General features: G+C 65.6%; 28 protein-coding genes and 1 pseudogene. 20 read left to right on the top strand and 9 right to left on the bottom strand.

The features are described 5' to 3' along the window. Together FBT96_RS21290 and FBT96_RS11425 are read right to left on the bottom strand one after the other, a co-directional pair. Positions 1–824 (bottom strand): annotated as a pseudogene (locus FBT96_RS21290) (hypothetical protein); the annotation flags it as partial. A 157-nt stretch (positions 825–981) separates the two neighbouring features. Next, on the bottom strand, positions 982–1425 hold the full coding sequence (locus FBT96_RS11425) for an NUDIX domain-containing protein (protein WP_136906736.1): 444 nt from the start codon (positions 1423–1425) through the stop codon (positions 982–984). Between the two features lie 93 nt (positions 1426–1518). Here FBT96_RS11425 and hslO point away from each other — a divergent pair, with 93 nt between their 5' ends. The 6 genes from hslO to FBT96_RS11395 all read left to right on the top strand — a co-directional run bounded on the left by hslO (position 1519) and on the right by FBT96_RS11395 (position 8002). Beyond that, entirely contained in the window at positions 1519–2532 is a 1014-nt protein-coding gene (gene hslO, locus FBT96_RS11420) for an Hsp33 family molecular chaperone HslO (protein WP_136906734.1), read from the top strand. Next, the gene (locus FBT96_RS11415; protein WP_136906732.1) at positions 2525–3118 is read left to right on the top strand and encodes an NUDIX hydrolase; all 594 of its coding nucleotides are present in this window, start codon (positions 2525–2527) and stop codon (positions 3116–3118) included. The genes hslO and FBT96_RS11415 overlap by 8 nt, the downstream gene beginning before the upstream one ends. Continuing rightward, on the top strand, positions 3115–4269 hold the full coding sequence (locus tag FBT96_RS11410; RefSeq protein WP_136906730.1) for a CCA tRNA nucleotidyltransferase: 1155 nt from the start codon (positions 3115–3117) through the stop codon (positions 4267–4269). The genes FBT96_RS11415 and FBT96_RS11410 overlap by 4 nt, the downstream gene beginning before the upstream one ends. 50 nt (positions 4270–4319) lie before the next feature. Continuing rightward, the gene (locus FBT96_RS11405; RefSeq protein WP_136906728.1) at positions 4320–6143 is read left to right on the top strand and encodes an ABC transporter ATP-binding protein; all 1824 of its coding nucleotides are present in this window, start codon (positions 4320–4322) and stop codon (positions 6141–6143) included. Between the two features lie 52 nt (positions 6144–6195). Continuing rightward, positions 6196–7419: a class I SAM-dependent RNA methyltransferase gene (locus tag FBT96_RS11400; protein ID WP_136906726.1), complete on the top strand. Its 1224-nt coding sequence runs from the start codon at positions 6196–6198 to the stop codon at positions 7417–7419. 79 nt (positions 7420–7498) lie between these two features. Continuing rightward, complete coding sequence (locus FBT96_RS11395) at positions 7499–8002, top strand: L,D-transpeptidase family protein (protein WP_136906724.1); 504 nt, start codon at positions 7499–7501, stop codon at positions 8000–8002. A gap of 62 nt (positions 8003–8064) precedes the next feature. Here the strand turns inward: FBT96_RS11395 and FBT96_RS11390 are convergent, their stop codons facing one another. Beyond that, positions 8065–8574 (bottom strand): CAP domain-containing protein, encoded by a 510-nt coding sequence (locus FBT96_RS11390; protein WP_136906722.1) that lies wholly within the window; start codon positions 8572–8574, stop codon positions 8065–8067. Positions 8575–8734: 160 nt separating this feature from the next. Here FBT96_RS11390 and FBT96_RS11385 point away from each other — a divergent pair, with 160 nt between their 5' ends. Then, on the top strand, positions 8735–9346 hold the full coding sequence (locus tag FBT96_RS11385; RefSeq protein WP_136906720.1) for a L,D-transpeptidase: 612 nt from the start codon (positions 8735–8737) through the stop codon (positions 9344–9346). A gap of 70 nt (positions 9347–9416) precedes the next feature. Here the strand turns inward: FBT96_RS11385 and hemH are convergent, their stop codons facing one another. Both hemH and FBT96_RS11375 read right to left on the bottom strand, forming a co-directional pair. Then, positions 9417–10472 (bottom strand): ferrochelatase, encoded by a 1056-nt coding sequence (gene hemH, locus FBT96_RS11380; RefSeq protein ID WP_136906718.1) that lies wholly within the window; start codon positions 10470–10472, stop codon positions 9417–9419. A 97-nt stretch (positions 10473–10569) separates the two neighbouring features. Further along, positions 10570–11385 (bottom strand): methyltransferase domain-containing protein, encoded by an 816-nt coding sequence (locus FBT96_RS11375; RefSeq protein WP_136906716.1) that lies wholly within the window; start codon positions 11383–11385, stop codon positions 10570–10572. Here FBT96_RS11375 and FBT96_RS11370 point away from each other — a divergent pair. From FBT96_RS11370 to FBT96_RS11355, 4 genes are read left to right on the top strand one after another with little or no spacing between them, the layout of a single operon-like run. Beyond that, entirely contained in the window at positions 11384–12157 is a 774-nt protein-coding gene (locus FBT96_RS11370; protein ID WP_249306445.1) for a ComF family protein, read from the top strand. The two genes, FBT96_RS11375 and FBT96_RS11370, sit on opposite strands and share 2 nt — an antisense overlap. Before the next feature lie 31 nt (positions 12158–12188). Beyond that, a complete protein-coding gene (grxC, locus tag FBT96_RS11365) occupies positions 12189–12446 on the top strand; it encodes a glutaredoxin 3 (RefSeq protein ID WP_136906714.1) in 258 nt (85 codons plus the stop codon). Beyond that, complete coding sequence (locus tag FBT96_RS11360; protein ID WP_136906712.1) at positions 12446–13276, top strand: carbon-nitrogen hydrolase family protein; 831 nt, start codon at positions 12446–12448, stop codon at positions 13274–13276. The genes grxC and FBT96_RS11360 overlap by 1 nt, the downstream gene beginning before the upstream one ends. Continuing rightward, positions 13273–13713, top strand: a complete 441-nt coding sequence (locus FBT96_RS11355; protein WP_013065947.1) for a MarR family winged helix-turn-helix transcriptional regulator — start codon at positions 13273–13275, stop codon at positions 13711–13713. The genes FBT96_RS11360 and FBT96_RS11355 overlap by 4 nt, the downstream gene beginning before the upstream one ends. Positions 13714–13921: 208 nt before the next feature. On the opposite strand, the gene FBT96_RS11350 is transcribed toward FBT96_RS11355, so the two are convergent. The 3 genes from FBT96_RS11350 to FBT96_RS11340 all read right to left on the bottom strand — a co-directional run bounded on the left by FBT96_RS11350 (position 13922) and on the right by FBT96_RS11340 (position 16248). After that, positions 13922–15025, bottom strand: a complete 1104-nt coding sequence (locus FBT96_RS11350; RefSeq protein ID WP_136906710.1) for a site-specific DNA-methyltransferase — start codon at positions 15023–15025, stop codon at positions 13922–13924. A 109-nt stretch (positions 15026–15134) separates the two neighbouring features. Then, positions 15135–15770, bottom strand: a complete 636-nt coding sequence (locus tag FBT96_RS11345) for a ribonuclease HII (protein ID WP_136906708.1) — start codon at positions 15768–15770, stop codon at positions 15135–15137. Between the two features lie 79 nt (positions 15771–15849). Beyond that, entirely contained in the window at positions 15850–16248 is a 399-nt protein-coding gene (locus FBT96_RS11340) for a hypothetical protein (protein ID WP_136906706.1), read from the bottom strand. A 172-nt stretch (positions 16249–16420) separates the two neighbouring features. Here FBT96_RS11340 and FBT96_RS11335 point away from each other — a divergent pair, with 172 nt between their 5' ends. The 6 genes from FBT96_RS11335 (at position 16421) to mog (ending at position 21724) form a co-directional block, all read left to right on the top strand. Further along, positions 16421–16702 (top strand): hypothetical protein, encoded by a 282-nt coding sequence (locus FBT96_RS11335; protein ID WP_136906704.1) that lies wholly within the window; start codon positions 16421–16423, stop codon positions 16700–16702. Continuing rightward, entirely contained in the window at positions 16680–17378 is a 699-nt protein-coding gene (locus tag FBT96_RS11330; protein WP_136906702.1) for a hypothetical protein, read from the top strand. The genes FBT96_RS11335 and FBT96_RS11330 overlap by 23 nt, the downstream gene beginning before the upstream one ends. Before the next feature lie 87 nt (positions 17379–17465). Further along, positions 17466–18560, top strand: a complete 1095-nt coding sequence (locus tag FBT96_RS11325) for a carboxynorspermidine decarboxylase (RefSeq protein WP_136906700.1) — start codon at positions 17466–17468, stop codon at positions 18558–18560. 46 nt (positions 18561–18606) lie between these two features. Beyond that, entirely contained in the window at positions 18607–19842 is a 1236-nt protein-coding gene (locus tag FBT96_RS11320; protein ID WP_136906698.1) for a saccharopine dehydrogenase family protein, read from the top strand. A gap of 128 nt (positions 19843–19970) precedes the next feature. Next, complete coding sequence (locus FBT96_RS11315; RefSeq protein WP_136906696.1) at positions 19971–21200, top strand: argininosuccinate synthase; 1230 nt, start codon at positions 19971–19973, stop codon at positions 21198–21200. Further along, on the top strand, positions 21197–21724 hold the full coding sequence (mog, locus tag FBT96_RS11310) for a molybdopterin adenylyltransferase (RefSeq protein WP_136906695.1): 528 nt from the start codon (positions 21197–21199) through the stop codon (positions 21722–21724). The genes FBT96_RS11315 and mog overlap by 4 nt, the downstream gene beginning before the upstream one ends. A gap of 119 nt (positions 21725–21843) precedes the next feature. Here mog and ubiG read toward each other — a convergent pair whose 3' ends face one another. Beyond that, positions 21844–22587, bottom strand: a complete 744-nt coding sequence (gene ubiG, locus FBT96_RS11305) for a bifunctional 2-polyprenyl-6-hydroxyphenol methylase/3-demethylubiquinol 3-O-methyltransferase UbiG (protein ID WP_136906693.1) — start codon at positions 22585–22587, stop codon at positions 21844–21846. A 69-nt stretch (positions 22588–22656) separates the two neighbouring features. On the opposite strand from ubiG, the gene pip reads away from it, so the two are divergent. From pip to nusA, 3 genes are all read left to right on the top strand, one after another. Beyond that, positions 22657–23628 (top strand): prolyl aminopeptidase, encoded by a 972-nt coding sequence (gene pip, locus FBT96_RS11300; protein ID WP_136906691.1) that lies wholly within the window; start codon positions 22657–22659, stop codon positions 23626–23628. Between the two features lie 136 nt (positions 23629–23764). Further along, positions 23765–24364, top strand: coding sequence for a ribosome maturation factor RimP (rimP, locus tag FBT96_RS11295; protein WP_055211130.1), 600 nt, complete (start codon positions 23765–23767; stop codon positions 24362–24364). Between the two features lie 3 nt (positions 24365–24367). Next, positions 24368–25978: a transcription termination factor NusA gene (nusA, locus tag FBT96_RS11290; RefSeq protein WP_136906689.1), complete on the top strand. Its 1611-nt coding sequence runs from the start codon at positions 24368–24370 to the stop codon at positions 25976–25978.

The raw sequence follows: 25978 nt of genomic DNA, 5'->3' as shown, positions 1-25978 counted from the left end.
TCGGTCGGGTCCGTCGGATCGGTCGGGTCCGTGGGATCGGTCGGATCCGTGGGATCGGTCGGGTCCGTCGGATCGGTCGGGTCCGTCGGATCGGTCGGGTCCGTGGGATCGGTCGGGTCCGTGGGATCGGTCGGATCCGTGGGATCGGTCGGATCCGTGGGATCAGTCGGATCCGTGGGATCGGTCGGGTCCGTGGGATCGGTCGGGTCCGTGGGATCGGTCGGATCCGTGGGATCGGTCGGGTCCGTCGGATCGGTCGGGTCCGTCGGGTCCGTGGGATCGGTCGGGTCCGTCGGGCTGGTCGGATCGGTCGAGCCGCCTTCACCGCCGCCGGCAAGGCCCAGGCCAGCCAGACCGGCCGCAGCCCAGCCCAACGGCCCCAGAGCCAGCGCGGCCGGGGCAAAAGCCGCCATGCCGGTGACATCATCCCCGGCCGGGCCCAGGATGTCATCGCCGTCCAGGAAGGCCAGCTGTTCGTTCGGGCTCCATTTCCCCATCACTTCGGGGGTGCCGTAATCGGCATAGATCACCCCGTTGCCGCCCTCATCAAGCGCCACCGCGGTCAGTTCCCCGTCCGAAGAGATGTAAAGCTCGCCATGCGCGGGATAGAACCCCGACAGGGTAATGGTGCGCCCATCGACCAGAATGATCTGAAGGTCGTCGCCGTCCCGCATGTATTTCAGGATGCTGGTCTTGCTCAGGTTCAGCGAAATCTCGTCGCCGACCCCCACCTGAACGAAATCGCTCGCGCCTTCACCGGCGACAAAGCCACGGGAAATACCGCCCATAGTATCACGGACGGCAAAGTCGACAGACTTCACCATTATATTGCTCCGCCTCGAACATGACCCGGCTCTTTTGGCCGGCTGTTAACTGCTATATTTCGAATACCTCAAAATTGACACAATGACTAGCGATAACTGGTAATGGCGGGACAGTTTTGGGTTGCAAAAGCCGGTTATTGCAGTGTTTTCGCAACAGTCAGCCCAGATTTCGCAGAACTTTCGCCATGAAATGCCGGTCCCCGGAATTGCTCAGCGCGGCCAGCGCCTCGGCGCCGGACATCCAGAAGGCGGTATGGCCGGGTTCGCTCGGCGGGCCGCGGCGCAGCGCCGGACGCGCCAGATAGATGTGGCAGACCTTCTCGGCCCAGCGGTCATATTCCGGCATGTAGGTGAAGCGCCGATAGGCCCCCAGCCGCCGATGCCCGGTGATCGACCAGCCGGTCTCCTCGAACACCTCGCGGTTCAGCGCGGTCAGCGCGCCTTCGCCCGGGTCGATGCCGCCGCCGGGCAGCTGGAATTCGGGTGTCGGCTCGGCCTGATGCGTCAGCAAAAACCGGTCGCCCCGCATCAGCACCGCATAGGCCCCCGGCCGCAGCCTGTAGCGCTGCCCCGCCACCACCTGTTCGCCAAACCGCCGCATTTTCGCACATCCTCTGTTGGGGGAACCAGTTGCCCCGCCTATATAGGCACGATATGCCAGCCCAAGGGCTGCTCGAAAACCCCCGGGAACCAGATGACACCGCTTTCGCAAATCGCATGGGACGATACCGTCCTGCCGTTTCAACTCGACCGCTCGGATGTGCGCGGCCGCATCGCCCGCCTCGATGGCGTGCTGGAAGACGTGCTGCGCCAGCACGATTACCCCGCCATCGTCGAGGGTCTGGTGGCGGAAATCGCCCTGCTGACGGCGCTGATCGGGCAGACGATGAAGCTGCGCTGGAAGCTCTCGCTGCAGGTGCGCGGCAAGGGGCCGATCCGGATTCTGGCCACCGATTACTATGCGCCCGAGACCGAGGGCGGCCCCGCCCGTATCCGCGCCTGGGCCAGTTTCGACCCGGCGCGGCTGGACGAAAGCGCCGATCCCTTCGGCCAGATCGGCGAGGGCTATCTGGCGGTGATGATCGACCAGGGCGAGGGGACGCTGCCCTATCAGGGCATGACGCCCTTGGCCGGGGGCACGCTTTCGGCCTGTGCAGAGACGTATTTCGCCCAGTCCGAACAGCTGCCGACCCGGTTCCAGCTTGCCTATGGCCGCTCGATCGAGGCCGGTCAGGCCGAACGCTGGCGGGCCGGTGGCGTGATGCTGCAGATGATGCCCTCCTCGCCTGTTGCCGCGCGCGAAGGCTCGGGCGAGGGCGGGCTTTTGCGCCATGCCGACATCCTGGCCGGGGCCGAGGACGAAAACTGGACCCGCGCCAATGTGCTGCTCGACACGGTCGAGACGATGGAGCTGATCGGTCCCTCGGTCGGGCTGACGAACCTTCTGGTGCGGCTGTTCAACGAGGAAGTGCCGCGGGTCTATGATCCGGTGCCGGTGCGCTTCGGCTGCACCTGCTCGGCGGATCGGGTCCGCACCAGCCTGTCGATCTATTCCGCCCGCGATCTGCGCCACATGACCACCGCCGAGGGCACGGTGACCGCCGATTGCCAGTTCTGCGGCGCGCATTACGTGTTCGACCCGCTGACGCTGGGCTTCGAGGCGGTGAAGAACCCCGATGGCAGCCCGAAAGAGGCCGCGGATGGCTGACGGCTTCGCGCCCCTCCTTGCCGCTCTGGCAAGGCCGGGGCGGCCGTCGTCGGATTTCGACCTGAACCCCGGGACCGCGCTGCCCGAGGGCCGTGTGTTGCGGCCTGCGGGCGTTCTGCTGGTCTTCGAGGAGACGCCCGCGGGGCTGCGGCTTTACCTGACCAAACGCGCCTCGCATCTGCGCCACCACCCGGGGCAGATCGCCTTTCCGGGCGGCAAGGTCGAGCCGGGCGACGCGGGCCCGGAGGCGGCGGCGCTGCGCGAGGCCGAGGAGGAAATCGGCCTGCCGCGCGCGGCGGTCGAGATCCTCGGCGTGCTTGACCCGCATGAGACGGTGACCGGCTTTCTGGTCACCCCGGTTCTGGCGCGGCTGACCGCGCCCTTCACCCCGCGCCCGGACCCGTCCGAGGTCGAGGCGGTGTTCACCATTCCCTTCTCGCATCTGGTTTCCGGCCGGTTCAGGGTCGAAAGTCGGCGCTGGCGCGGCGGGATGCGGCACTATTATGTGGCGCCCTTCGGGCCTCATTACATCTGGGGCGCCACCGCGCGGATGCTGCGGGCGCTGATCGACCGGATGGGCCGATGAAGATCGCGGGCGACTGGCTGACGGCGGGTCATGTGCAAAAGGTGCTGGCGATGCTGTCGGGCGGCGGGCATCAGGCGTTGCTGGTCGGCGGCTGCGTGCGCAATGCGGCTCTGGTCCAGCCGGTTGCCGATATCGACATCGCCACCGACGCCCCGCCCGAACGGGTGATGGCGCTGGCAAAGAACGCCGGGCTGAAGCCGGTGCCGACGGGCATTGACCATGGCACGGTGACGGTCGTCGCCGATCACATCGGCCACGAGGTCACCACCTTTCGCCGCGATGTCGAGACCTTCGGCCGTCATGCCACCGTGGCCTTTTCGACCGACATTCACGACGATGCCGCGCGGCGCGATTTCACCATGAACGCGCTTTATGCGACGGCCGATGGCACGGTGCTGGATCCCCTGGGCACGGGGCTGGCCGATCTTGCCGCACGACGGCTGCGCTTTGTCGGCGACCCGGCGCAACGGATCACCGAGGATTATCTGCGCATCCTGCGCTTCTTCCGCTTCACCGCCTGGTATGGCGACCCCGATCAGGGGATGGATGCCGAAGGTCTGGCCGCCTGCGCCGCGTTTTCCGCCGGAATAGAGACGCTTTCGCGCGAACGTATCGGCCATGAGATGCGCAAGCTGCTCTCTGCCCCCGATCCCGCCCCGGCCGTCGCGGCGATGCAGGCGAGCGGCGTGCTGGCGCAGGTGCTGCCCGGCGCCGAGACCCGGTTTCTGGCGCCGCTCGTGCATCTGGAAGGCTCTGTTCCGGCTGATCCGCTGCGGCGGCTGGCCTGTCTTGGTGGCGAAGACCCCGCCGAGCGGCTGCGGCTGTCGAAAACCGAGGCCCGGCGGCTGGAGCGTCTGCGGGCGGCTTTGGGCGATCCGGGTTCGGACGCCGAACTGGGCTATCGCTACGGCGCCGAGACGGGCCGCGATGCGCTGTTGATCCGCGCCGCCGCGCTGGGGCAGGAAATCTCCGATTTCAGCCGGAACAGGGTCGCATTCGGGGCCGCGCAGCGCTTCCCGGTCAGCGCCTCCGACCTGATGCCCGCCTGTCAGGGAGCGGCCCTTGGCGCAAAATTGAAAGCGCTGGAAACCCGCTGGATCGCCTCGGGCTTCTCGCTTTCGCGTGAGGCGCTGCTGCACGGGAACGGCTGAGCTTCCCCTTTCGCCTTCGCCCGCTATATTCGAAGACGAAAGGAATTCCGATGATCGACGCCTTCCTGCCTGCCGAGGGCCCGCCGCCCTCGCGATTGACCCCGTTTCTGCGCTGGTGCCTGAAGGGCGCCTGGCCCGCCGTCTGGATGGCCGGGGCCGCCTCGGCGCTGGCGGGCTCGATGGAGGTGGGGGCGGCCTGGCTTTTGGGGCTGGTCATCGACAGCGTCGTCGGCGCCGATCCGGCGAGCTATGCCGGGCAGCATCTGTGGCTGCTCTTCGCCTTTGTCGTCTTCTATCTGGTGATCCGGCCGGGGGCCTTTGGGCTGTCGACCTGGACGACGAACATGCTGGTGGCGCCGAATGTGATGCCGCAGGTGCTGTCGCGGCTGCACCGCTGGACGATGGGCCATTCGGTCACCTTCTTCGACAACGACTTTGCCGGGCGCATCGCGCAAAAGCAGATGCAGACCGCCCGCGCCGTCACCGATGTCGTCTCCGAAGTCATCGGCACAGTGTTCTTCGCGCTGGCCTCGATCATCGGATCGGTGGTGCTTCTCGCCGGAATAGACACCTGGGGGGCGCTGGCGCTGGCGCTGTGGCTGGTGTTTTACCTGCTTCTGATCCGGGCCTTCCTGCCGCATGTGCGGGGGCGGTCCAAGGCCCGCGCCTCGGCCCGCGCCATGGTGACGGGGCAGGTCGTCGACACGATCACCAACATCAAGACGGTGAAGCTTTTCGCCCATGCCGCGCACGAGGACCAGGTGGCGCTGGGCGCGATGGAGGGGTTCCGCACCGCCACACGGCGGTTCGGCGTCACTTCCACCTGGTACCGGCTGAGCCAGATCACCTTTTCCGGCCTGTTGCCGATCCTGCTGGTGGGCGCCGCGACGCCGGGCGACATTGCCGCCGCGGGCGCCGTGGCGATGCGGATCGCGCAGATGTCGGGCTGGGTGTCGCAATCGCTGATGGCGCTGTGGTCGAACATCGGCGAGGTCGAGGACGGCATGCGGACCCTGACCCCCGCCCATGCGATCACCGATGCGCCGGGGGCGCAGGGTCTGGGCCGCGTCACGGGCGAGATCCGGTTCGAGCAGGTCAGCTTCGCCTATGGCCGCGAAAAGGGCGGCATCGCGGCGGTGGATCTGACGATCAGACCGGGCGAGCGGATCGGCATCGTCGGCGCCTCGGGGGCGGGGAAATCGACGCTGGTTGCGCTGCTTTTGCGGCTCTATGACACCGAAAAGGGCGCCGTGCGGATCGACGGGATCGATCTGCGCGATGTCACGCAGGAAAGCCTGCGCCGCAATATCGGCATGGTCACGCAGGAAACCGCGATGTTCAACCGCTCGGCGCGGGAAAACATTCTGTACGGTCGCCCCGATGCCACGGATGCCGAGATGATCGCCGCGGCAAAGGCCGCCGAGGCGCATGACTTCATCGAGGGTCTGGTCGATCACACCGGCAAGACCGGCTATGACGCGGCGCTCGGCGAGCGCGGCGTGAAGCTGTCGGGCGGGCAGCGGCAGCGCATCGCGCTGGCGCGGGCCTTCCTGAAGAATGCCCCGATTCTGGTGCTGGACGAGGCGACCTCGGCCTTGGACAGCGAGGTCGAGGCGGCGATCCAGAAGGCGCTCGGACGGGTGATGGAGGGCAAGACCGTGCTGGCGATCGCGCACCGGCTTTCGACCATTGCGGAAATGGACCGGATCGTCGTGCTGGATCAGGGGCAGATCGTCGAGGAAGGCAGCCATGCCGAGCTTCTGGCGCAGAACGGGCTTTATGCGCGCTACTGGAACCGGCAGTCGGGCGGCTTCCTTGGCACCGACGAGGACGAGGCCGAAGAGCCGCTTCCGGGCATCGAAGCCGCGCAATAGGCTTGGCGTGCCCCGGCCCATCGGCTAAGCGGGGCGCAAAGGAGCCCCGCCCATGTCCCTCACCATCGACCGTCTGTCCCTGCTTGCCGATGGCGTCGCCCACGGGCTTGATGGCACCGTGCATGTGGCGATGGCGCTGCCCGGCGAAGTGATCGAGGGGACGGTCGAAAACGGCCGCATTGCCGCGCCCTCGATCGTCACGCCATCCCCCGACCGGGTCAAGGCGCCCTGTCCGCATTACCGCGCCTGTGGCGGCTGTCTGCTGCAGCATGCGTCCGAAAGCTTCGTCGCGGGCTGGAAGGCGCAGGTGGTGGAAACCGCGCTGGCGGGCCGGGGCATTGCCGCCCGGATCGCGCGCGTCGAAACCTCGCCCGAGTTTTCGCGCCGTCGCGCCACCTTTTCCGGACGACGCACGAAAAAGGGCACCTTGGTCGGCTTTCACGCCCGCGCCTCGGATACGGTGGTCGAGGTGCCCCATTGCCGGATCCTGCGGCCGGAATTGCTGGCCGTGCTGCCCGCGCTGAACGCGATGACCGCGGCGGGGGCCTCGCGCAAGGGCGAGATCGCCTTTGCGGTGACGCTGTCGGAGGCCGGGCTGGAAGTCGCGGCCAGGGGCGGCAAGGAGATGGACCCGGCGTTGTTTCAGACCCTTGCCGGGCTGGCCGAACAGCATGATTTCGCCCGGCTGTCCTGGGAGGCCGAGACCGTCGCCGCCCGCCGTCCGGCGCTGCAAGGCTTCGGGGCGGCGCGGGTCAATCCGCCGCCCGGGGCGTTTTTGCAGGCCACCGCGGCGGGCGAGGCGGCCTTGGTCGCCTTTGTCCGTGAGAGCACCCGCGGGGCCTTGAAGATTGCCGATCTTTTCGCCGGTTGCGGCACCTTTGCCCTGCCGCTGGCGGCCACGGCCGAGGTTCATGCGGTCGAAAGCGAGGCCGCGATGCTGGCGGCGCTCGACAAGGGCTGGCGCGGGGCGCAGGGCCTCCGGCTTCTCACCCACGAGGTCCGCGATCTGTTCCGCCGCCCGCTGCTTCCCGACGAGATCGACCGGTTCGACGCCGTGGTGATCGACCCGCCGCGGGCGGGCGCCGAGGCGCAGGTGGCCGAGATCGCCGCGTCAAAGCTGCGCAACCTGACCTATGTGTCCTGCAACCCGGTGACCTTTGCCCGCGATGCCGAAAAGCTTGTGCAGGCGGGCTTTGCGCTGGCTGACGCGATCGTGGTCGATCAGTTCCGCCATTCGGCGCATATCGAGCTTGCGGCAAGCTTCCGGCGCACGTAAGGCCATCGCGCCCGGCCTGATTTCTTGTTAGGCTGGGCGCAACGATAACACCAAACTACCGGCAGCACACAGGCACGTCATGCACCGTCGCACGCTTCTTCTGGGGCTTTCCAGCCTCACCCTTCTGGCCGCTTGCGGCGGCGATTCCGCGAAATTCCGCAACTATTCCGGGCCCCGGATCACCCAGATCCAGGTGTTCAAGCGCAAACGGAAGATGTTTCTGTTCGCAGGCGACGACGTGGTGCGGAAATACAAGATCGCGCTGGGCGGCAACCCGGTCGGCAAGAAGCGCTTCGAGGGCGACGGCAAGACCCCCGAAGGGCTTTACCACATCTCGATGCACAATCCGAATTCGGCCTATCACCTGTCGCTGCGGGTCTCTTATCCGAACGCAGAGGATACGGCCTATGCCGAGTCGCGGGGTCGCAAGCCGGGCGGCGACATCATGATCCACGGGCAGGGGCGGAAATACCGCGGCACCCGCGGCGACTGGACGGCGGGCTGCATCGCGGTCAAGGATGACGAGATCGAGGAAATCTTCGCGATGGTGCCGAACGGCACGCCGATCTTCATCTTCCCCTGATCCGGCCCCGGACATGCAAAAGGCCCCCGCGGGGGCCTTTTTCGTCCTTGGTGCGGTTCGGCTTACTGGCCGGTGACCATCGTCCACCAGATCTTGCCCGAGGGCTCCTGATACCAGGAAATGCCCATCTGCGTCGCCGCCGGGTTCAGGATCACGTCGCGGGTGTCGGCCAGCCCCATCCAGGCCGAGAGCGTCTCGGTCTCGGTCTCGTAGGTCTCGGAGATGTTCTCGCCGAGGAACTGGCCCATGAAGCCCGCGCGCTGCACGCGCTGCAGCGGCGAGGACCCGTCCGAGCCCCAGTGCCAGGGCCGGTTCTGGTCGGCCATGTCGCGGGAATGCCGTTCGGCAGCGGCGGTCAGCGCCGGGTTCAGCGCCACCGGCGCCGTGCCGCGGGCGGCCCGCAGCGTGTTCATGGCCTCAAGCACCCGCACCGGGATTTCCTTCGCATCCCCCTTGGTGATGCGATACATCTTCGGCAGCGGCTTGCCATCGGGGCCGATCTGTTCGCCGGAAGTGGTGCAGGCTGCCAAAGCAAGGCTGGCCGAAACAAGCAGGGCGGTTGCGCGGATCATGGGTTCCCCTCGGATTTGAGCGGTGCCTTACACCGCCGCGCGCGGCGGCGCAAACCCACAGTTGCGTGAAACGTCACAATGACGCCGGTTTGATTTGCACCTGCAGCGCAGCAGCATTATGGAAGCGCCCAGAATCGTTTACGCCCACGGAGTTCACCCCATGTCGGATGCGCGCAAGATGCTCGATCGCCGTTCCTTCCTCGGCACCGCCGCATTTGCCGGGGCCGCGCTGGCCGCGCCTGCGGTCCTTGCCCAGGCCCTGCCGGATACCGGCGCCGAACAGCACGAGGAAAGCGCCAACACCAACATGCGGCGCAACATCTCGAGCTTCCGGGAACTCGACTGGAAGCCCTATTTCTCGAACACCAAAAACGGCATCATCCTTGTCGACACGATTTCGCGGGCGCTGCATTTCTGGTCCGAAGACGAGTCGGTCTACAAGCTTTACCCGACCTCGGTGCCGGTGTCCGAAGAGCTGACCCGCCGCGGCCGCACCGAGATCATCCGCAAGGTGAAGAACCCGACCTGGTCGCCGACCCCCTCGATGAAGCAGCGCAACCCGGAATGGCCGGATTTCGTCGAAGCCGGTCCGGACAATCCGCTGGGCACGCGGGCGATGTATCTGAGCTGGCAATATTACCGCATCCACGGCACCCACGACACCCGCAAGATCGGCCGCAAGTCGTCGAACGGCTGCATCGGCCTGTTCAACCAGCATGTCGAGGAACTGTTCGAACTGGCGCAGGTCGGCACCCAGGTCGTGCTGATCTGAGACCCGGATCATCGGCAAGGCAAAGGGGGCCCGCGGCCCCCTTTTTCATGTCCGGTCGCGGCCGGGCGGATCAGTCGATCCAGCCCGCCAGATTTTCCTCGACCACTTCCAGAAGCGCTGCGATGTGCAGGTCGTCGTCGTTCAGGCAGGGCACATAGGTGAAGCTTTCGCCGCCCGCATGCTCAAACGCCTCGCGGATCTCGCCGTTGATCTCTTCCAGCGTCTCGATGCAATCGGCGGAAAAGGCGGGGGAAATCACCGCGATGTTCTTCTTGCCCGCTTCCGCCAGCTGCACCACATGCTCGACCGTATAGGGGCGCAGCCATTCCTCGGTGCCGAAGACGGATTGAAAGGTGGTGTCGATCGAATCCGGCCCCCAGCCCAGCCGCTCGCGCAACAGCCGCGAGGTCTTCTGGCACTGGCAATGATAGGGGTCGCCCTCGCGGTGATAGCGTTTCGGCATCCCGTGATAGGAGGCCACCAGCACATCGGGCCGGGTGTCGAGCGTCGCATAGACCCGCTCGACCGAACTGGCCAGCGCCTCGATATAGCTGGGCCTTGCGAAATATTCCGGCGCGGTGCGGGCGGCGGGCTGGCGTTTGACCTGCATCAGCGCGCGAAAGAACTGGTCATTCGCCGTGGCCGAGGTGGCGCCCGCATATTGCGGATAAAGCGGCAGGAACAGAATGCGTTCGCAGCCCTGCGCCAGCATGTCATCGAGCACGTCACGGGTCGAGGGGTTGCCGTAGCGCATGCAGAAATCGACCACCACATTGCCCGCGCCATAGCGCGTCTCGACCGCGGCGCGCAGCTTGCGCACCTGATCGCGGGTGATCGTCATCAGCGGGCTTTCGTCGCGCTCCTCGTTCCAGATCGAGCGATAGTTGTTGCCCGAGGTGAAGGGCCGCTTCGACAGGATGATCAGCTGCAACAGCGGCTGCCATTTCCAGATCGGATAGTCGATCACCCGGCGGTCGGACAGGAATTCGTTCAGATAGCGCCGCATCGACCAGTAGTCGGTTGCGTCGGGCGTGCCGAGATTGGCCAAAAGCACGCCGACACGCGGCACCGGCACCGGCGGATGGTCGGCGGGGGCGTGCGAAAGGATGCGGTTGGCGATCGTCATGACGTGTCCTGATGGCTGTCCGGTCCCGGAGGTATAGCTTTTTCATTTCGGGTCAATGAAAAGCTGAACAATATCCTTGTGCAATCTTTGCGCGACCTCACCCCTGCGGCGTTTTGCCCAGAACCTCGGTGAGGGAACAGGTCGCCGAACCCGGGCGCAGCGGTTTTTGCTGGCTTTCATGCGGTTTCCAGCCGGTCAGCCAGACCATGTCGAAACTGGCCCGCACGCGGCCCTCGGCATCGGCGAAATGGGCCGCGTAACGGGCCAGCGCCTGCAGCAGCACCGCGCGGGGGGTGAAACTGCGCCGCCGCGCGCTCAGCGCATTCGTCTCGCCCATCGCGCGCAGATCGTGCAAAAGCTTCAGCGGATCGCCGTAGCTGACCTTGCGCAACACGCTGTCGGCCACCGGCAGCGCCAGCCCGGCGCGTTGCAACAGCGCCCCCAGATCGCGGATCTCGCCCATCGGCAAGACGCGCGGCGACAGGCCTCCGGTCAGCTCCACCTCGGCCTCGGCCAGAACCGCGCGCAGCTCGGACAGGGTCTGCCCGCCGAACAGCACGGCGATGAACAGCCCGTCCGGCCGCAGCGCCCGGGCGCATTGCACGATCTGCCCCACCGGATCCTCGGCCCAGTGCAGGCACATCGCATGCACCACCAGATCATGCGCCCCGGGGGCGAGATCAAGCAGCTCCTCATCGGCGACGATCTTCGCACCGGGCAGGATTTCTGCCCAGGGTTGCAAAAAAGGCGTCACCACAGCCGCAGATGTAAAGGTTCTGTTAACCTCGTTCAGTCTCTCCTGCAATTCGACGGCGGCGTCGTCGTGCAGGAACAGCTCGGGCCCGAGGCTTCGGGCGCGGGCACGGTGGCGCAACAGGGCGGTGCGGTCGGTCAGGCGAGGGGATTGGGTCATGGTCAGCGCGAAAGATAGGGCGGTTCGTCCGCAGATGCCAGACGCGCTGCGCGCGGCCTTGCGGCTGGCCTTGCATACGGTGTTTCCGCCGCGCTGTATCTGTTGCGGGGCGGCGGTCGGCTCCGATGACGGGCTGTGCGGTCCGTGCTGGCGCGAGATCTCGTTTCTGAGCGGCACCGTCTGCGATTGCTGCGGCACGCCGCTGCCGGGCGAGGATGCGGGGCCGGTGCTCTGCGACGACTGTCTTGCGCAGCCTCGGCCCTGGGCGCGGGGGCGGGCGGCGTTTCTCTATGCGGGCACCGGGCGGAAACTGGTGCTGCAGCTGAAACATGCCGACCGGCTCGATCTGGTGCCGCCGCTCGCCGGGATGCTGGCGCGGGCGGCCACGCCGATCCTGCGGCCGAAGATGCTGGTGGCGCCGGTGCCGCTGCACCGGCTGCGGCTGTTGCGGCGCAAGTTCAACCAGTCGGCGCTGCTGGCGCAGGCCCTGGCGCGGGACTGCGGACTGGCCTGCCTGCCCGATCTGTTCCTGCGGGTTCGGCCCACCGCGGCGATGGAGGGGATGACCCGGGCCGAACGCCGGGCCAACCTGGACGGCGCGATCGCGGTCAGCCCGAAACATCTGGACCGGATCCGCGGCAAGCATCTTCTGCTGATCGACGACGTGCTGACCTCGGGGGCGACGCTGGAAGCCACGACCGAGGCGGCCCTGGCGGCGGGCGCAGCCAGGGTTTCGGTTGCGGCTCTGGCCCGCGTTGCACGCGACGGCTGAAGCCCTTACCTTGGGGGCAGAAGGAGCTCCCATGAAACGCGTCGAAATCTACACCACCCGCACCTGCCCCTATTGCCTCGCCGCCAAGGACCTGCTGACGGCCAAGGGCGCCGCCTTCGAGGAAACCGATGTCGGCGCCGATCCGGCCTTGCGGGCCGCGATGCGGGATCGCGCGAACGGCCGCCATACCGTGCCGCAGATCTTCATCGGCGGCGTGCATGTCGGCGGCTGCGACGACCTCCATGCGCTTGACGCCGCGGGCAAGCTTGATCCGATGCTGGCGGACTGATGCGCGCCGCTCTTGTGCAACTGTCGGTGGGGGATGATCCGGCGGCGAATCTGCCGGTGACGGTCGATTTCCTCCGCCAGGCCGCCGCCGCGGGAGCGGGTTTCGTGCTGACCCCGGAATGCACCAATCTCCTGTCCTCGGACCGCGCCTTGCAACGCGCGGTGCTGGCGCCTGAGGAAGAGGATGCGACGCTTTCCGCCCTGCGCGCCGAGGCGGATCGTCTGGGGATCTGGCTTCTGATCGGCTCGCTCGGGCTGAAGACCCATGATGCCGATGGCCGCTTTGCCAACCGGTCGTTCCTGATCGGGCCTTCGGGGCAGATCGTGGCGCGGTACGACAAGATCCACATGTTCGACGTCGATGTCAGCCCGACCGAACGGTATCGCGAATCCGAGGCCTACCGGCCGGGCACCCGCGCCGTGCTGGCCGAGGCCGGTTTCGCGCGGATCGGCATGGCGATCTGTTACGACCTGCGGTTTCCGCAGCTCTTCCGCAGGCTCTCGCAGGCGGGGGCGCAAGTGCTGACCCTGCCCGCCGCCTTCAACGACACCACGGGGGCGGCGCATTGGGAAAGCCTGATCCGGGCGCGGGCGATTGAAAACACCTGTTTCGTGCTGGCCCCGGCGCAATGTGGCACCCACGCGGCGCATGCCGGAAAACCGCGCCGCACGCATGGCCACAGCCTGGCCGTCGCGCCCTGGGGCGAGGTGCTGGCCGATGGCGGCACGGAGCCCGGGGTGACGCTGGTCGATCTGGACCTTGCCCGCGTCGCCGAGGCCCGGGCCCGCGTGCCCTCGATCAGCCATGACCGCGGGTTTGACGGCCCATGAGCGATCCGACCGACCCGCTGGCCGCCGCGCTCTTCGCCGAGGTCTTCATGGCCGATCAGCTGGCGCGCAACGTTGTCAGCCGGGCGCTGCCGAAGGGGATGGAAATCTCGCATTTCTCGGTCTTGAACCACCTTGCCCATATCGCCGAAGAACGCACCCCCGCGCAGCTGGCCGCGACCTTCCACGTCACCCGCGGCGCGATGACCAACACGCTGTCGAAACTGGTCTGGGCCGGGCATGTGCATATCCGCCCCGACTGGGACGACGCGCGGCGCAAGTTCGTGGCGATCTCGCCCGCGGGGCGACAGGCGCGGGATGCCGCGCTGGCCTCCTTCATGCCGGTGATCGCCGATGTGGTGCGCGACATCGGCGCCGACAAGGTCCGCGCCGCCTTGCCTGTGCTGCGCGAATTGCGGCTGCGGCTCGAGGAAAGCTGAGGTCGGACGGGGGGCTTTCCGCCCCCCGCACCCCCCGGGCGTATTTGTGCCAAGAAGAAACGAGCGGGTTTCTTCTTGGCGCAAATACGCCCTTTTTCCTGGTTCAAATACGCTGTCTTCACATCAAAAAGGCCCCGCCGAACGAACGGCGGGGCAAGGTCGTGCCTTGGACGCATCGTCCAGACACCGGCGGTAACCATTTGATCTTTCAGTTCATCTCGGCGCGGATCTGCTGGCGCAGAAGGTCGATCGGCACCATCTTGCCGTCGCGCTTGAAGTGCCAGTAGGTCCAGCCGTTGCAGCTGGGCGCGCCTTCCAGATGGGCGCCGACCTGATGGATCGAGCCCTTCACGTCGTTGCCGACAAGCGTGCCATCGGCGCGGACCTTCGCCTTGAAGCGATTGCCGATCGAATACAGCTCCTCGCCCGGGCGCAGCATGCCGCGTTCGACCAGCTGGCCAAAGGGCACGCGCGGCTCGGCGCGTTTCGAGCCGGTGATCTCCAGCGCTTCGCGGTCGAATTTGCGCACCTTTTCGATGCGCTTGCGGGCGGCCTCGCGGTAGGCTTCCTCGCGTTCGATGCCGATGAAGTCGCGGCCGAGCATCTTTGCCACCGCCCCCGTCGTGCCGGTGCCGAAGAACGGATCGAGCACCACATCGCCCGCATTCGTCGTGCCCAGAATGATCCGGTGCAGCAGGCTTTCGGGTTTTTGCGTCGGATGCGCCTTGTCGCCCGCGTCATCCTTCAGCCGCTCGTTGCCGGTGCAGATCGGCAGCACCCAGTCCGAGCGCATCTGGATGCCCTCGTTCAGCGCCTTCAGCGCCTCGTAGTTGAAGGTGTATTTCGCGCCTTCGGATTTGCTGGCCCAGATCAGCGTCTCATGCGCGTTGGTCAGCCGCTTGCCGCGGAAATTCGGCATCGGGTTCGACTTGCGCCACACGACATCGTTCAGGATCCAGAAGCCTTGGTTCTGCAGCTCGGCGCCCAGACGGAAGACGTTGTGGTAAGACCCGATCACCCAGATCGCGCCATTCGGCTTGAGGATGCGACGCGCCGCCGCCAGCCAGTCGCGGGTGAAGGTGTCGTAGTGATCGAAACTGCCGAACTGGTCCCAGGCGTCATCCACCGCATCGACCTTGGAATTGTCCGGCCGGTGCAGATCGCCGCGCAATTGCAGGTTGTAGGGCGGGTCGGCAAAGATCAGATCGACGCTTGCCTCGGGCAAGCTGTTCATCCTCTCGATGCAGTCGCCCGCAAGTATTTCATTGAGCGGAAGCGCCGCCTGCGGCTTCCGCGTCTCGGATTTGCTCATGTCTGCCTCATTCTGCCCGTTCGGGTCTTGCCCTTGGGTCGCCAGCTTGTGCCGGTCTGTGCGTCCAAAAATGAGTCAAAGATGAATCGTCGTCAATTTCTTTTTTGAATCAACGGGTTACAGAAATGTCTTGGCACAAGATGTTGTGCACGGGCTTGAACGAACGCCTATGAACGGGGGTGACCCCAAAATCTAGAAGCGCCTGCAGATGGTCCCTGGTCGGGTATCCCGCGTTCCTCTCCCAGCCATAACCCGGGTATTGTTGCGCCAAATCCACCATCAGCGCATCGCGCACTTCCTTGGCCAGGATCGAGGCCGCGGCGATCGAGACCGACCTTGCATCGCCCTTCACGATCGCCTCGGCCGAAATCGTCAGCGCCTTCGGCAGCCGGTTGCCGTCGATCAGCACGTGATCGGGCGGGGTTTTCAGCCCCTCGATGGCGCGGATCATCGCCAGATGGCTGGCCTGCAGGATGTTGAGCGCGTCGATTTCCGCGACCGAGGCATGGGCGACGGACACCTCTGCCGTCGCGGTGATCTGTGCCACCAGCGCGGCGCGGCGCTTCGCGGACAGCTTCTTCGAATCATTCAGCCCTTCGGGAAGGCGGGAGAGATCCAGCACCACGGCGGCGGCGGTGACCGGGCCGCAGAGCGGGCCGCGGCCGACCTCGTCGACGCCGGCGATGCGGGTGAAGCCGCGGGCAAGCGCGGCCTGTTCGAAACTGCTGTCGGGTGCGGTGCTCATGGCGTCGGTGTGGCGCCTGCCGCCGGGGATGGCAACGAAAAAGGCGCGAGGGTTTCCCCCCGCGCCAAGGCCTTCCGGCCTAGCGGTCGTAATAGCGCCAGTCGTCCGGGCCCCAGACCTGCGGCGGCGGCGGGGGACGGTGCCCGCCGTCGCGGCGATGCCCGCGCCGGTCATTGCAGCCGGGCGAGTGTTCCTCGATCCGGCGGCCATGGCGGTCGTACCAGACCTCGACCCGGCAATCGTCGGCGCGGCGATAGTCGCGGTCGTCACGCCGCGGCGGCGGGGGCGGCGGGCGGCGGTCGCGGCGGGAATCGTTGCCATCGGCGATGGCGGCCAGCACGCCCAGACCGACGATCAGACCCAGCGCGGCCCGGTCGCGGTCGTTCATCGCATTGGCGGGCGTGGCCGAAATTCCCGTCAGCGCGACGGCACCGGCAAGCACGGCGGCGGTCAGGCGCGGGAAGGCGAAGGCGGTCATGGCAGGGATCCTTTCGAGGCGGGCCGGGTTCGGCAAGGGCCCGCGGTTTGCCTGTCGCGACCATGGGGGCCGTCCCTGCCGCAGCGCAATATCAGCCCGGTGTTATCGGATATCCGCCGCGAAAATCCCTTTGGTTCTTGCATATCACGGCCCGCCCGGGCAGCCTGCGACGATGATGAAGACCCTGCTCCTTCTCCTGCTTCTTCTGGCGGCCGCCCCGGCGCAGGCGCAATGTTTCGCCTCGTGGAAGGCGAAGCAGGATGCGCCCCTGCGGCTGATCTATGGCGTGTCCGAAGTGCCCGATGCCGCCTGTTCGAAAAAGGCCGCCAAGGCGGAACTGGCGCCGCGGCTGGCGGCGGGCGGCTGGACGCTGCTGACGGTGGTTTCGGTTTTCGGCCCCGAGGGGCTCGAACAAAGAAAGGTCAGTTCCGGTGCATTCTTCCTCCGTTACTGAGGGGCTGAAGACCGGCTCGCGGGCGCTGATCTGGGGGGTGGTGGCGATCGGCCTTGCCCTTGCGGCGGCGGCGGCCTTCCTGTTCCTGTCGCTGCCCGACAGCAATGCCTTTGATGCGCGGGTCGAGCAGATCTTCGTCCGAAACGACGTGCTGACCAACCCGACGCAGCTGCGGCTGCTGGAGGTGCTGGCGCAATCCTCGAACACCTTCGCCGACATGCTGCATTCCTATCGCATCATCATCTTCATCCTGCTGGTCTTTGCCATGGTGCTGATGGTGGCGGCGCTGGTGCTTCTGGTGGTGATCCTGGGTCTGAACCGGCGGATGAGCGCCATTCAGCGCGCCGGGATCGAGGTGCAAAGCCTGCGCATCCTGCGCGCCGAAAACGCGGTGATGCTGAACGACATGGTCTTCACCCTGACCCCTGCGGCGATCGAGACTTTGGCCGTTCTGGCCGAGGCGCGGATGGATGACGAATGGCTGACCGGCGCACGGATCGAATCGGTGATCTCGGGCCGCCCCGAGGGGGATTGCGAGGAAGCCGCAGGGGCCACCCGGATCAAGCGGCTGCGCGACGCGTTGGGCAATGCGCTGGTGTCGGAACTGCTTGTGAGAAATGTTTCACGAAAGGGTTACACGCTCGGCGTAGCGAAGGAGCGGCTGCGGGTGGACTGACGCCTTGGCCCCGGATCCGCGAATCCTGTTGCGCGGGGGGGGAGGGGGTCCTATATCCCGGCTTCACTTTCGCGCGGGGGGGCGCCCATGATTCCGACACCCTTCTACCTGATCGACGAGACGGCGCTTTTGCAGAACCTGCAAAAGATCGACCTTTTGCGCGAAGCCTCGGGGGCCAAGGCGCTGCTGGCGCTGAAATGTTTCGCCACCTGGTCGGCGTTCGACATCATGCGCCCGCATCTGGACGGCACCACGTCGTCTTCGCTTTACGAGCTGCGGCTGGGCCGCGAGAAATTCGGCAAGGAAACCCACGCCTATTCGGTGGCTTGGTCGGATCGCGAGATCGACGAGGCTTGCAGCTACGCCGACAAGATCATCTTCAACTCGGTGGGCCAGCTGACCCGCTTTGCCGAACCGTCGCAGGGCATTCAGCGCGGCGTGCGGCTCAATCCGCGGTTCTCGACCTCCGGCTTCGACCTTGCCGATCCGGCGCGGCCGTTTTCGCGGCTGGGCGAATGGGACGTGACGAAGCTTTTGGGCGTTGCCGATCTGATCTCCGGCGTGATGATCCATTACAACTGCGAGAACCGCGATTTCGCGCTGTTCGACGACCAGCTCGGCCGGATCGAACGCGACTTCGCCCCGCTGCTGGAGAAGCTCGACTGGGTCAGCCTGGGCGGCGGCATCCATTTCACCGGCGAGGGCTATCCGCTGGAAGAACTGGCGCAGCGGCTGAAAGCGTTCTCGGATCGCTTCGGCGTGCAGGTCTATCTGGAACCCGGGGAAGCCTCGATCACCAAATCGACCACGCTTGAGGTCACGGTGCTGGATTTGCTCGACAACGGCAAGCAGCTGGCCATCGTCGACAGCAGCATCGAAGCGCATATGCTCGATCTGCTGATCTATCGCGAAAGCGCGAAGCTGCCGCAGGAGGGCGAGCACGCCTATCAGATCTGCGGCAAGTCCTGCCTTGCGGGCGACATCTTCGGCGAGGCACGCTTTCCCGCGGCGCTGAAAGTGGGCGACCGCATCTCGGTTGCGGATGCGGCAGGCTACACCATGGTGAAGAAGAACTGGTTCAACGGCGTCAACATGCCCTCGATCGCGATCAAGCGCGCTTCGGGCCAGATCGATCTGATCCGCGAATTCACCTATGAGGATTACCTCTCATCCCTGTCCTGAGGGGCTGATCGCCCCCTTCCCTGTCTCGTGAAAGGAGCCAGAAGAAGTGAAGAAGAACGTGCTTATCATCGGTGCCGGTGGCGTCGCGCAGGTGGTTGCCCACAAATGCGCGCAACACAACGACATTCTGGGTGACCTGCACATCGCATCGCGCACAGCCGCGAAATGCGACGCCATCATCGCCTCGGTGCATGCGAAAAACGCGATGAAGGTGCAAGGCACGTTCACGGCCCATGCCGTCGATGCGATGGACACGGCCGCGGTGGCGGATCTGATCCGTCAGACCGGGGCGCAGATCGTCATCAACGTCGGCTCCTCCTTCGTCAACATGACGGTGTTGCAGGCCTGCATCGAAACCGGCGTCGCCTATATGGACACGGCGATCCACGAAGACCCGAAGAAGATCTGCGAAGCCCCGCCGTGGTATGGCAACTACGAATGGCAGCGCCGCGAGGCCTGCAAGGCCGCCGGTGTCACCGCCATTCTGGGCGTCGGCTTCGATCCGGGCGTGGTGAACGCCTATGCCCGTCTGGCCGAGGAAGAGTTCCTCGACACGATCGACAGCATCGACATCGTCGATATCAACGCCGGCTCGCACGGGCGCTGGTTCGCGACGAATTTCGACCCCGAGATCAACTTCCGCGAATTCACCGGCACGGTCTATTCCTGGCAAAAGGGCGCCTGGCAGACGAACACCATGTTCGAGGTGGGCAAGAACTGGGATCTGCCGGTGGTGGGCACGCAAAAGGCCTATCTCACCGGCCATGACGAGGTGCATTCGCTCTCGGCCCGGTATCCGCAGGCGGATGTGCGCTTCTGGATGGGCTTTGGCGATCACTACATCAACGTCTTCACCGTGCTGAAAAACCTTGGCCTTTTGTCGGAAAAGCCGGTGAAAACCGCCGAGGGGCAGGAGGTGATCCCGCTCAAGGTGGTGAAAGCCGTGCTGCCCGATCCGGCCAGCCTGGCGCCCGATTATACCGGCAAGACCTGCATCGGCGACGTGATCCGCGGCACGAAGGACGGCAAACCGGCCGAGGTGTTTATCTACAACGTCGCCGATCACAAGGAAGCCTTCGAAGAGGTGGGAAGCCAGGGCATTTCCTACACCGCGGGCGTGCCGCCGGTCGCCGCCGCGATCCTGATCGCCAAGGGCATCTGGGACGTGGGCCAGATGGCCAATGTCGAAGAGCTGCCGCCGCGGCCCTTCCTGGAACTTCTGGGCGAGATGGGCCTGCCGAACCGGGTCATCGACGCCACCGGGCAAGATCGCCCGATCTGAGCCCCCCGACCAGACCGAAGACACCCCGGGCCGCATCGGTCCGGGGTTCTGCTTTCCCCCCTTCGCCCCTTGAGATACGGGCGAAAACGCACTAGACCCGCGCGAAACCGCAGTTCCGGAGGCTCCTCATGTCTGCTCCCAAGAAAGTCGTGCTTGCCTATTCGGGCGGCCTTGACACCTCGATCATCCTGAAATGGCTGCAAACCGAATACGGCTGCGAGGTCATCACCTTCACCGCCGATCTGGGGCAGGGCGAAGAGCTGGAACCGGCCCGCGCCAAGGCCGAGCTGATGGGGATCAAAAAGGAAAACATCCATATCGTCGACGTGCGCGAGGAATTCGTGCGCGACTTCGTCTTCCCGATGTTCCGGGCGAATGCGCTGTACGAGGGGCTGTATCTGCTCGGCACCTCGATCGCGCGGCCGCTGATCTCGAAACATCTGGTCGAGATCGCGCAACAGCACGGCGCCGATGCGGTGGCGCATGGCGCGACCGGCAAGGGCAACGATCAGGTGCGCTTCGAGCTGTCGGCGGCGGCGCTGGATCCGTCGATCCGGGTGATCGCGCCGTGGCGGCTGTGGGATCTGACCTCGCGCACGAAGCTTCTGGAATTCGCCGAGGCGAACCAGATCCCGATCGCCAAGGACAAGCGCGGCGAGGCGCCGTTCTCGGTCGATGCGAACCTTCTGCACACCTCGTCGGAAGGCCGCGTGCTGGAAGACCCGGCGCAGGAATTCCCGAACTACGTGCTGCAGCGCGTGGTGCCGGTCGAAGAGGCCCCGGATCAGGCCGAGATGGTGGAAATCACCTTCGAGCGCGGCGATGCCGTCGCGATCAACGGCGAGGCGATGTCGCCCGCGACGATCCTGGCCAAGCTGAACGATCTGGGCGGCAAGCATGGCGTCGGCGTGCTCGATCTGGTGGAAAACCGCTTCGTCGGCATGAAGTCGCGCGGCGTCTATGAAACCCCCGGCGGCACGATCCTTCTGGAGGCCCACCGCGGCATCGAGCAGATCACGCTGGATGCGGGCGCCGGCCACCTGAAAGACTCGATCATGCCGCGCTATGCCGAGCTGATCTACAACGGCTTCTGGTACAGCCCCGAACGCGAGGCGCTGCAGGCGCTGATCGACAAGACGCAGGAACATGTCTCGGGCACGGTGCGGGTCAAGCTTTACAAGGGCAAGGCCTCGACCGTCGCGCGCTGGTCGGATCACAGCCTTTACAGCGAAAAGCACGTCACCTTCGAGGAAGACGCGGGCGCCTACGATCAAAAGGACGCGGCGGGCTTCATCCGCCTGAACGCGCTGCGGCTGCGCCTGATTGCCACCCGCAACGCGCGCGTGGCGCAAAAATGACCGCACGGGTTGCCATCGTCACCGTTTCCGACCGCGCCTCGCGCGGCGACTACGAGGACAGGGGCGGACCGGGCTGCGAGGACTGGCTGAGGGGTGTCGTCACGACACCCCTTTCCATTTCCCGGGTGATCATCCCCGACGGCCGCGACAGCGTCGCCGACTGCCTGCGCGGCTTCGTGACCGAGGGCGTCGATCTGATCCTGGTCACCGGCGGCACCGGCCCCGCGCCGCGGGACGAGACGCCCGAAGGCGCGGCGCAGGTGATCGAAAAGGAACTGGCCGGTTTTGGCGAGGAGATGCGGCGGGCGTCGCTGCGCGAGGTGCCGACGGCGATCCTGTCGCGCCAGACGGCGGGGATTGCGGGCAAAAGCCTGATCATCACCCTGCCGGGCAATCCGCGTGCGATCGCGACCTGTCTGAATGCGGTCTTTGCGGCGGTGCCCTATTGCCTTGATCTGATCGGGGCGGGGCATATCGACACCGATCCGGCAAAGATCGCGGCCTTTCGCCCGAAGACGAAGTAAAAGGGGGCGCTGCCCCCTCTGGCTTCGCCATTCACCCCCGGGATATTTGAGGCAAGATAAAGGAGCCTGTTTTATCTTGCCTCAAATATCCCGGGGGCCTGGGGGCAGCGCCCCCAGCCTTAGCGTTTCACGCAGGCGGCGGCGTAGTTCACGCTGAGATCGCGCGACGACAGCGACCAGCTCCAGCCCAAGGGATTGAACACCATCCCCTTGCGGTCGATCGGATCAAGCCCCGCCTTGCGCATCAGCTCGTAAAGCTCGTCCGGCGTCACGAATTTCGACCAGTCATGCGTGCCGACAGGCAGCCAGCGCATCACCCGTTCGGCGCCGAAGATCGCCATCACATAGCTTTTGGGATTGCGGTTCAGCGTCGACATGATCATCAGCCCGCCCGATTTGAGCAAAGCCGCGCAGGTGTCGGTGAAGCCCTGGGTGTCCGAGACATGCTCGATGATCTCCATCGCCAGCACGATGTCGAAGCGCTCGCCCGCCGCCGCCAGATCCTCGGCGGCGCAGTTGCGGTAATCGATCGTCAGGCCGGATTGCTCGGCATGCAGCTGCGCCACCGGAATGTTCCGGGGCGCCGCATCGGCGCCGACGACTGTCGCCCCCAGCCGCGCCATCGGTTCCGCCAGAAGCCCGCCGCCACAGCCGATGTCGAGAAGCCGCAGCCCCTCGAAGGGGCGGGGGGCGCGCAGATCGCGGCCGAACTGCGCCGCGATCTGGGTGGTGATATAGTCCAGACGGCAGGGGTTCAGCATGTGCAGCGGCTTGAACTTGCCGTTCGGGTCCCACCACTCGGCCGCCATCGCCTCGAATTTCGCCACCTCGGCGGGGTCGATTGTCTTCGTTGCGGTTTCCATGCCATCCTCCGGTCAACTTTTGGGTTGCGCCCCATGGCGGGGGCGGTCGAGCCGTTATATAGTGCAGTCATGGACAAGAACGCAGGGCAAAAGCGCACGGCAAGCGCCTTTCTCTATCCGCCGGTCGAGCCTTTCGACCAGCGGATGATCGACGTCGGTTTCGGCCATCAGATCTATGTCGAGCAATCGGGCAACCCGCGCGGGCGGCCGGTCGTCGTCTGTCATGGCGGCCCGGGGGGCGGTTGCAGCCCGGCGATGCGGCGCTATTTCGATCCGGCGCAGTATCGCATCGTGCTGTTCGACCAGCGCGGCTGCGGGCTGTCGAAGCCGCATGCCTCGGTGGGCCACAACACCACCTGGGATCTGATCGCCGACATGGAGCGGATTCGCACCGAGTTGGGGATCCAGAGCTGGATCGTCTTCGGCGGCAGCTGGGGGGCGACGCTCTCGCTTCTTTACGCCCAGACCTACCCCGACCGGGTGCAGGCGCTGGTGCTGCGCGGTGTGTTCCTGGCGCTGAAATCGGAGCTTGACTGGTTCTATGGCGGCGGCGCCGGGCAGTTCTTCCCCGATCTGTGGACGCAGTTCATCGCCCCGATCCCCGAGGGGGAGCGCGGCGATCTGATCGCGGCCTATCACAAGCGGCTGTTTTCCGGCGATTACCTGCAGGAGGCCCGCTTTGCCCGGCATTGGGCGATGTGGGAAAACGCGCTCGCCTCGGTCGATTACGACGGTTTTCCGGGCGAATCGCCGCCCGATTACGCCCATGCCTTCGCGCGGCTGGAAAACCACTTCTTCATGAACCGCGCCTTCCTGGAGGTTGACGGTCAGATCCTGCGCGACCGTCCGCTGATCGAACATATCCCGACGGTGATCGTGCAGGGGCGGATGGACATGATCTGCCCGCCGGTCTCGGCCTGGCGGCTGGCACATGGCTGGAAGAAATGCGAACTGCGCCTCATTCCCGCCGCGGGCCACGCGCTGAGCGAGCCGGGGATCACCGCCGCCCTTGTCGCGGTGATGGACCGGATGCGGGGCTGAACCCAGAGAAAGCTTGCAACATGAAGGCGACTCGCCTATATGCAATGCAACAGCGGCGTTTCAGGGTCCAAACCTGAAGCCCACCGGATCCATGTCACGGGCCGCTCGGGCCCGTTTTTTGTTTTCAGGGATCGGAATGACCGACCTCATCGCCAAGACCGGTATCGACCGGCGTATCGCCGACATCGTCGGCCCCACCATCGAAGGCCTCGGCTTCGAGCTGGTCCGCATCCGCATGCAGGGCGGACGGCATCCGCTGTTGCAGATCATGGCCGACCGTCCCGAGGGCGGGATCGATGTCGACGATTGCGGCGCGATCTCGACTGCCGTTTCCGCCGTGCTCGACGTCGAAGACCCGATCGAGGAAAAATACACGCTGGAAGTGTCTTCGCCCGGGATCGACCGTCCGCTGACCCGGATGAAGGATTTCGATGTCTGGGAGGGCTACGAGGCCCGGATCGAGACTGACGAACAGATTGATGGCCGCAAGCGGTTCAAGGGCATCCTGCGCGGCACCGAAGCCGATGAAGTGCTGATCGAGATCGAGAACCAGGGCGAGCAGGTCACCATCGGCCTGAAATTCGACTGGCTTGCCGATGCGAAACTGATCCTGACCGACGAGCTGATCGCCGAGATGCTGCGCCAGCGCAAGGCCGCGGGCATCATCGACGAAGACCAGTTCGACGAGATCCAAACCGAAGACGACGACCAGACTTCCCCCGACGAGGAGACCTGACAGATGGCAATCACCTCTGCCAACCAGCTCGAGCTTTTGCAGACCGCCGAGGCGGTGGCCCGCGAGAAGATGATCGACCCCGATCTGGTGATCCAGGCGATGGAAGACAGTCTCGCCCGGGCGGCGAAGTCGCGCTATGGCTCGGAAATGGACATCCGCGTGAAGATCGACCGCAAGACCGGTCGCGCCAGCTTCACCCGGGTCCGCACCGTCGTCGAGGATGAGGCCGTCGAGAATTACCAGGCGCAGCTGACCGTTGCGCAGGCGAAGCAATACAAGACCGCACCGCAGATCGGCGACGAGATCGTCGACGAGGTTCCCCCGGTCGATCTGGGCCGGATCGCGGCGCAATCGGCGAAACAAGTGATCTTGCAAAAGGTCCGCGAGGCCGAACGCGATCGTCAGTTCGACGAATTCAAGGATCGCAAGGGCACGATCATCAACGGCGTCGTCAAGCGCGAGGAATACGGCAACATCATCGTCGACATCGGTCGCGGCGAGGCCATCCTGCGCCGCAACGAAAAGATCGGCCGTGAAAGCTATCGCCCGAACGACCGCATCCGCGCCTATGTGAAGGACGTCCGCCGCGAGACCCGGGGCCCGCAGGTCTTCCTGAGCCGCACCGATCCGCAGTTCATGGCGGAACTGTTCAAGATGGAAGTGCCGGAGATTTATGACGGCATCATCGAGATCAAGGCGGTGGCCCGTGATCCGGGCTCGCGCGCGAAGATCGCGGTGATCTCGAACGACAATTCGATCGACCCGGTCGGCGCCTGTGTGGGCATGCGCGGCTCGCGCGTGCAGGCCGTGGTGGGCGAGCTGCAGGGCGAAAAGATCGACATCATTCCGTGGAACGCCGATGCGGCCACGTTCCTGGTGAACGCGCTGCAACCGGCCGAGGTCGCGAAAGTCGTGATCGACGAGGAAGCGGGCAAGATCGAAGTGGTGGTGCCGGACGAACAACTGTCGCTGGCCATCGGCCGTCGCGGGCAGAACGTGCGTCTGGCCAGCCAGCTGACCGGGCTTGATATCGACATCCTGACCGAGGCCGAGGAATCGTCCCGCCGTCAGGCCGAATTCGCCGAGCGGACGAAGCTCTTTGTCGATGCGCTGGATCTGGACGAATTCTTCGCCCAGCTGCTGGTCGCCGAGGGCTTCACCAATCTGGAAGAAGTCGCCTATGTCGATCTGGATGAACTCCTGTCGATCGAGGGCGTCGATGACGGCACCGCCGAGGAATTGCAGGCCCGCGCCCGCGATTACATCGAGGCGCAGAACGCCAAGGCGATCGCCGCGGCCAAGGAACTGGGCGTCGAGGAGTCGCTGTTCAATTTCGAAGGCCTGACGCCGCAGATGATCGAGGCGCTGGCCAAGGACGACGTCAAGACGCTGGAAGATTTCGCCACCTGCGCCGACTGGGAACTGGCCGGCGGCTGGACCACGGTGAACGGCGCCCGCGTCAAGGACGAGGGGATCCTCGAGAAATTCGGCATGAGCCTCGAAGATGCGCAAAAGCTGATCATGACGGCGCGGATCCAGCTGGGCTGGGTCGATCTTTCGGAGCTTGAGGCCGAAGACGCGACCGACACCGACGAAGACGAAACCGAGGAATGA

It is taken from the genome of Rhodobacter capsulatus, assembly GCF_005144475.1.
GTDB lineage: Bacteria > Pseudomonadota > Alphaproteobacteria > Rhodobacterales > Rhodobacteraceae > Rhodobacter > Rhodobacter capsulatus_C.
Note: the sequence above shows the minus strand (reverse complement) of the source record. Positions and strands in the feature narration are given on the sequence as shown.

What these genes read in the sequence shown, in the direction of transcription:
- hemH (WP_136906718.1), bottom strand. Translation starts at nt 10,472, where the DNA reads ATGACGATCGCCAACCGCATCCTTTCGCACGCCCCCGCCGACCATCCG.
- pip (WP_136906691.1), top strand. Translation starts at nt 22,657, where the DNA reads ATGGACAAGAACGCAGGGCAAAAGCGCACGGCAAGCGCCTTTCTCTAT.
- FBT96_RS11335 (WP_136906704.1), top strand. Translation starts at nt 16,421, where the DNA reads ATGATGAAGACCCTGCTCCTTCTCCTGCTTCTTCTGGCGGCCGCCCCG.
- FBT96_RS11400 (WP_136906726.1), top strand. Translation starts at nt 6,196, where the DNA reads ATGTCCCTCACCATCGACCGTCTGTCCCTGCTTGCCGATGGCGTCGCC.
- grxC (WP_136906714.1), top strand. Translation starts at nt 12,189, where the DNA reads ATGAAACGCGTCGAAATCTACACCACCCGCACCTGCCCCTATTGCCTC.
- hslO (WP_136906734.1), top strand. Translation starts at nt 1,519, where the DNA reads ATGACACCGCTTTCGCAAATCGCATGGGACGATACCGTCCTGCCGTTT.
- FBT96_RS11370 (WP_249306445.1), top strand. Translation starts at nt 11,384, where the DNA reads ATGGTCAGCGCGAAAGATAGGGCGGTTCGTCCGCAGATGCCAGACGCG.
- FBT96_RS11425 (WP_136906736.1), bottom strand. Translation starts at nt 1,425, where the DNA reads ATGCGGCGGTTTGGCGAACAGGTGGTGGCGGGGCAGCGCTACAGGCTG.
- FBT96_RS11395 (WP_136906724.1), top strand. Translation starts at nt 7,499, where the DNA reads ATGCACCGTCGCACGCTTCTTCTGGGGCTTTCCAGCCTCACCCTTCTG.
- FBT96_RS11360 (WP_136906712.1), top strand. Translation starts at nt 12,446, where the DNA reads ATGCGCGCCGCTCTTGTGCAACTGTCGGTGGGGGATGATCCGGCGGCG.
- FBT96_RS11340 (WP_136906706.1), bottom strand. Translation starts at nt 16,248, where the DNA reads ATGACCGCCTTCGCCTTCCCGCGCCTGACCGCCGCCGTGCTTGCCGGT.
- rimP (WP_055211130.1), top strand. Translation starts at nt 23,765, where the DNA reads ATGACCGACCTCATCGCCAAGACCGGTATCGACCGGCGTATCGCCGAC.
- FBT96_RS11355 (WP_013065947.1), top strand. Translation starts at nt 13,273, where the DNA reads ATGAGCGATCCGACCGACCCGCTGGCCGCCGCGCTCTTCGCCGAGGTC.
- FBT96_RS11350 (WP_136906710.1), bottom strand. Translation starts at nt 15,025, where the DNA reads ATGAGCAAATCCGAGACGCGGAAGCCGCAGGCGGCGCTTCCGCTCAAT.
- FBT96_RS11405 (WP_136906728.1), top strand. Translation starts at nt 4,320, where the DNA reads ATGATCGACGCCTTCCTGCCTGCCGAGGGCCCGCCGCCCTCGCGATTG.
- ubiG (WP_136906693.1), bottom strand. Translation starts at nt 22,587, where the DNA reads ATGGAAACCGCAACGAAGACAATCGACCCCGCCGAGGTGGCGAAATTC.
- FBT96_RS11415 (WP_136906732.1), top strand. Translation starts at nt 2,525, where the DNA reads ATGGCTGACGGCTTCGCGCCCCTCCTTGCCGCTCTGGCAAGGCCGGGG.
- nusA (WP_136906689.1), top strand. Translation starts at nt 24,368, where the DNA reads ATGGCAATCACCTCTGCCAACCAGCTCGAGCTTTTGCAGACCGCCGAG.
- FBT96_RS11390 (WP_136906722.1), bottom strand. Translation starts at nt 8,574, where the DNA reads ATGATCCGCGCAACCGCCCTGCTTGTTTCGGCCAGCCTTGCTTTGGCA.
- FBT96_RS11315 (WP_136906696.1), top strand. Translation starts at nt 19,971, where the DNA reads ATGTCTGCTCCCAAGAAAGTCGTGCTTGCCTATTCGGGCGGCCTTGAC.
- FBT96_RS11375 (WP_136906716.1), bottom strand. Translation starts at nt 11,385, where the DNA reads ATGACCCAATCCCCTCGCCTGACCGACCGCACCGCCCTGTTGCGCCAC.
- mog (WP_136906695.1), top strand. Translation starts at nt 21,197, where the DNA reads ATGACCGCACGGGTTGCCATCGTCACCGTTTCCGACCGCGCCTCGCGC.
- FBT96_RS11345 (WP_136906708.1), bottom strand. Translation starts at nt 15,770, where the DNA reads ATGAGCACCGCACCCGACAGCAGTTTCGAACAGGCCGCGCTTGCCCGC.
- FBT96_RS11410 (WP_136906730.1), top strand. Translation starts at nt 3,115, where the DNA reads ATGAAGATCGCGGGCGACTGGCTGACGGCGGGTCATGTGCAAAAGGTG.
- FBT96_RS11325 (WP_136906700.1), top strand. Translation starts at nt 17,466, where the DNA reads ATGATTCCGACACCCTTCTACCTGATCGACGAGACGGCGCTTTTGCAG.
- FBT96_RS11385 (WP_136906720.1), top strand. Translation starts at nt 8,735, where the DNA reads ATGTCGGATGCGCGCAAGATGCTCGATCGCCGTTCCTTCCTCGGCACC.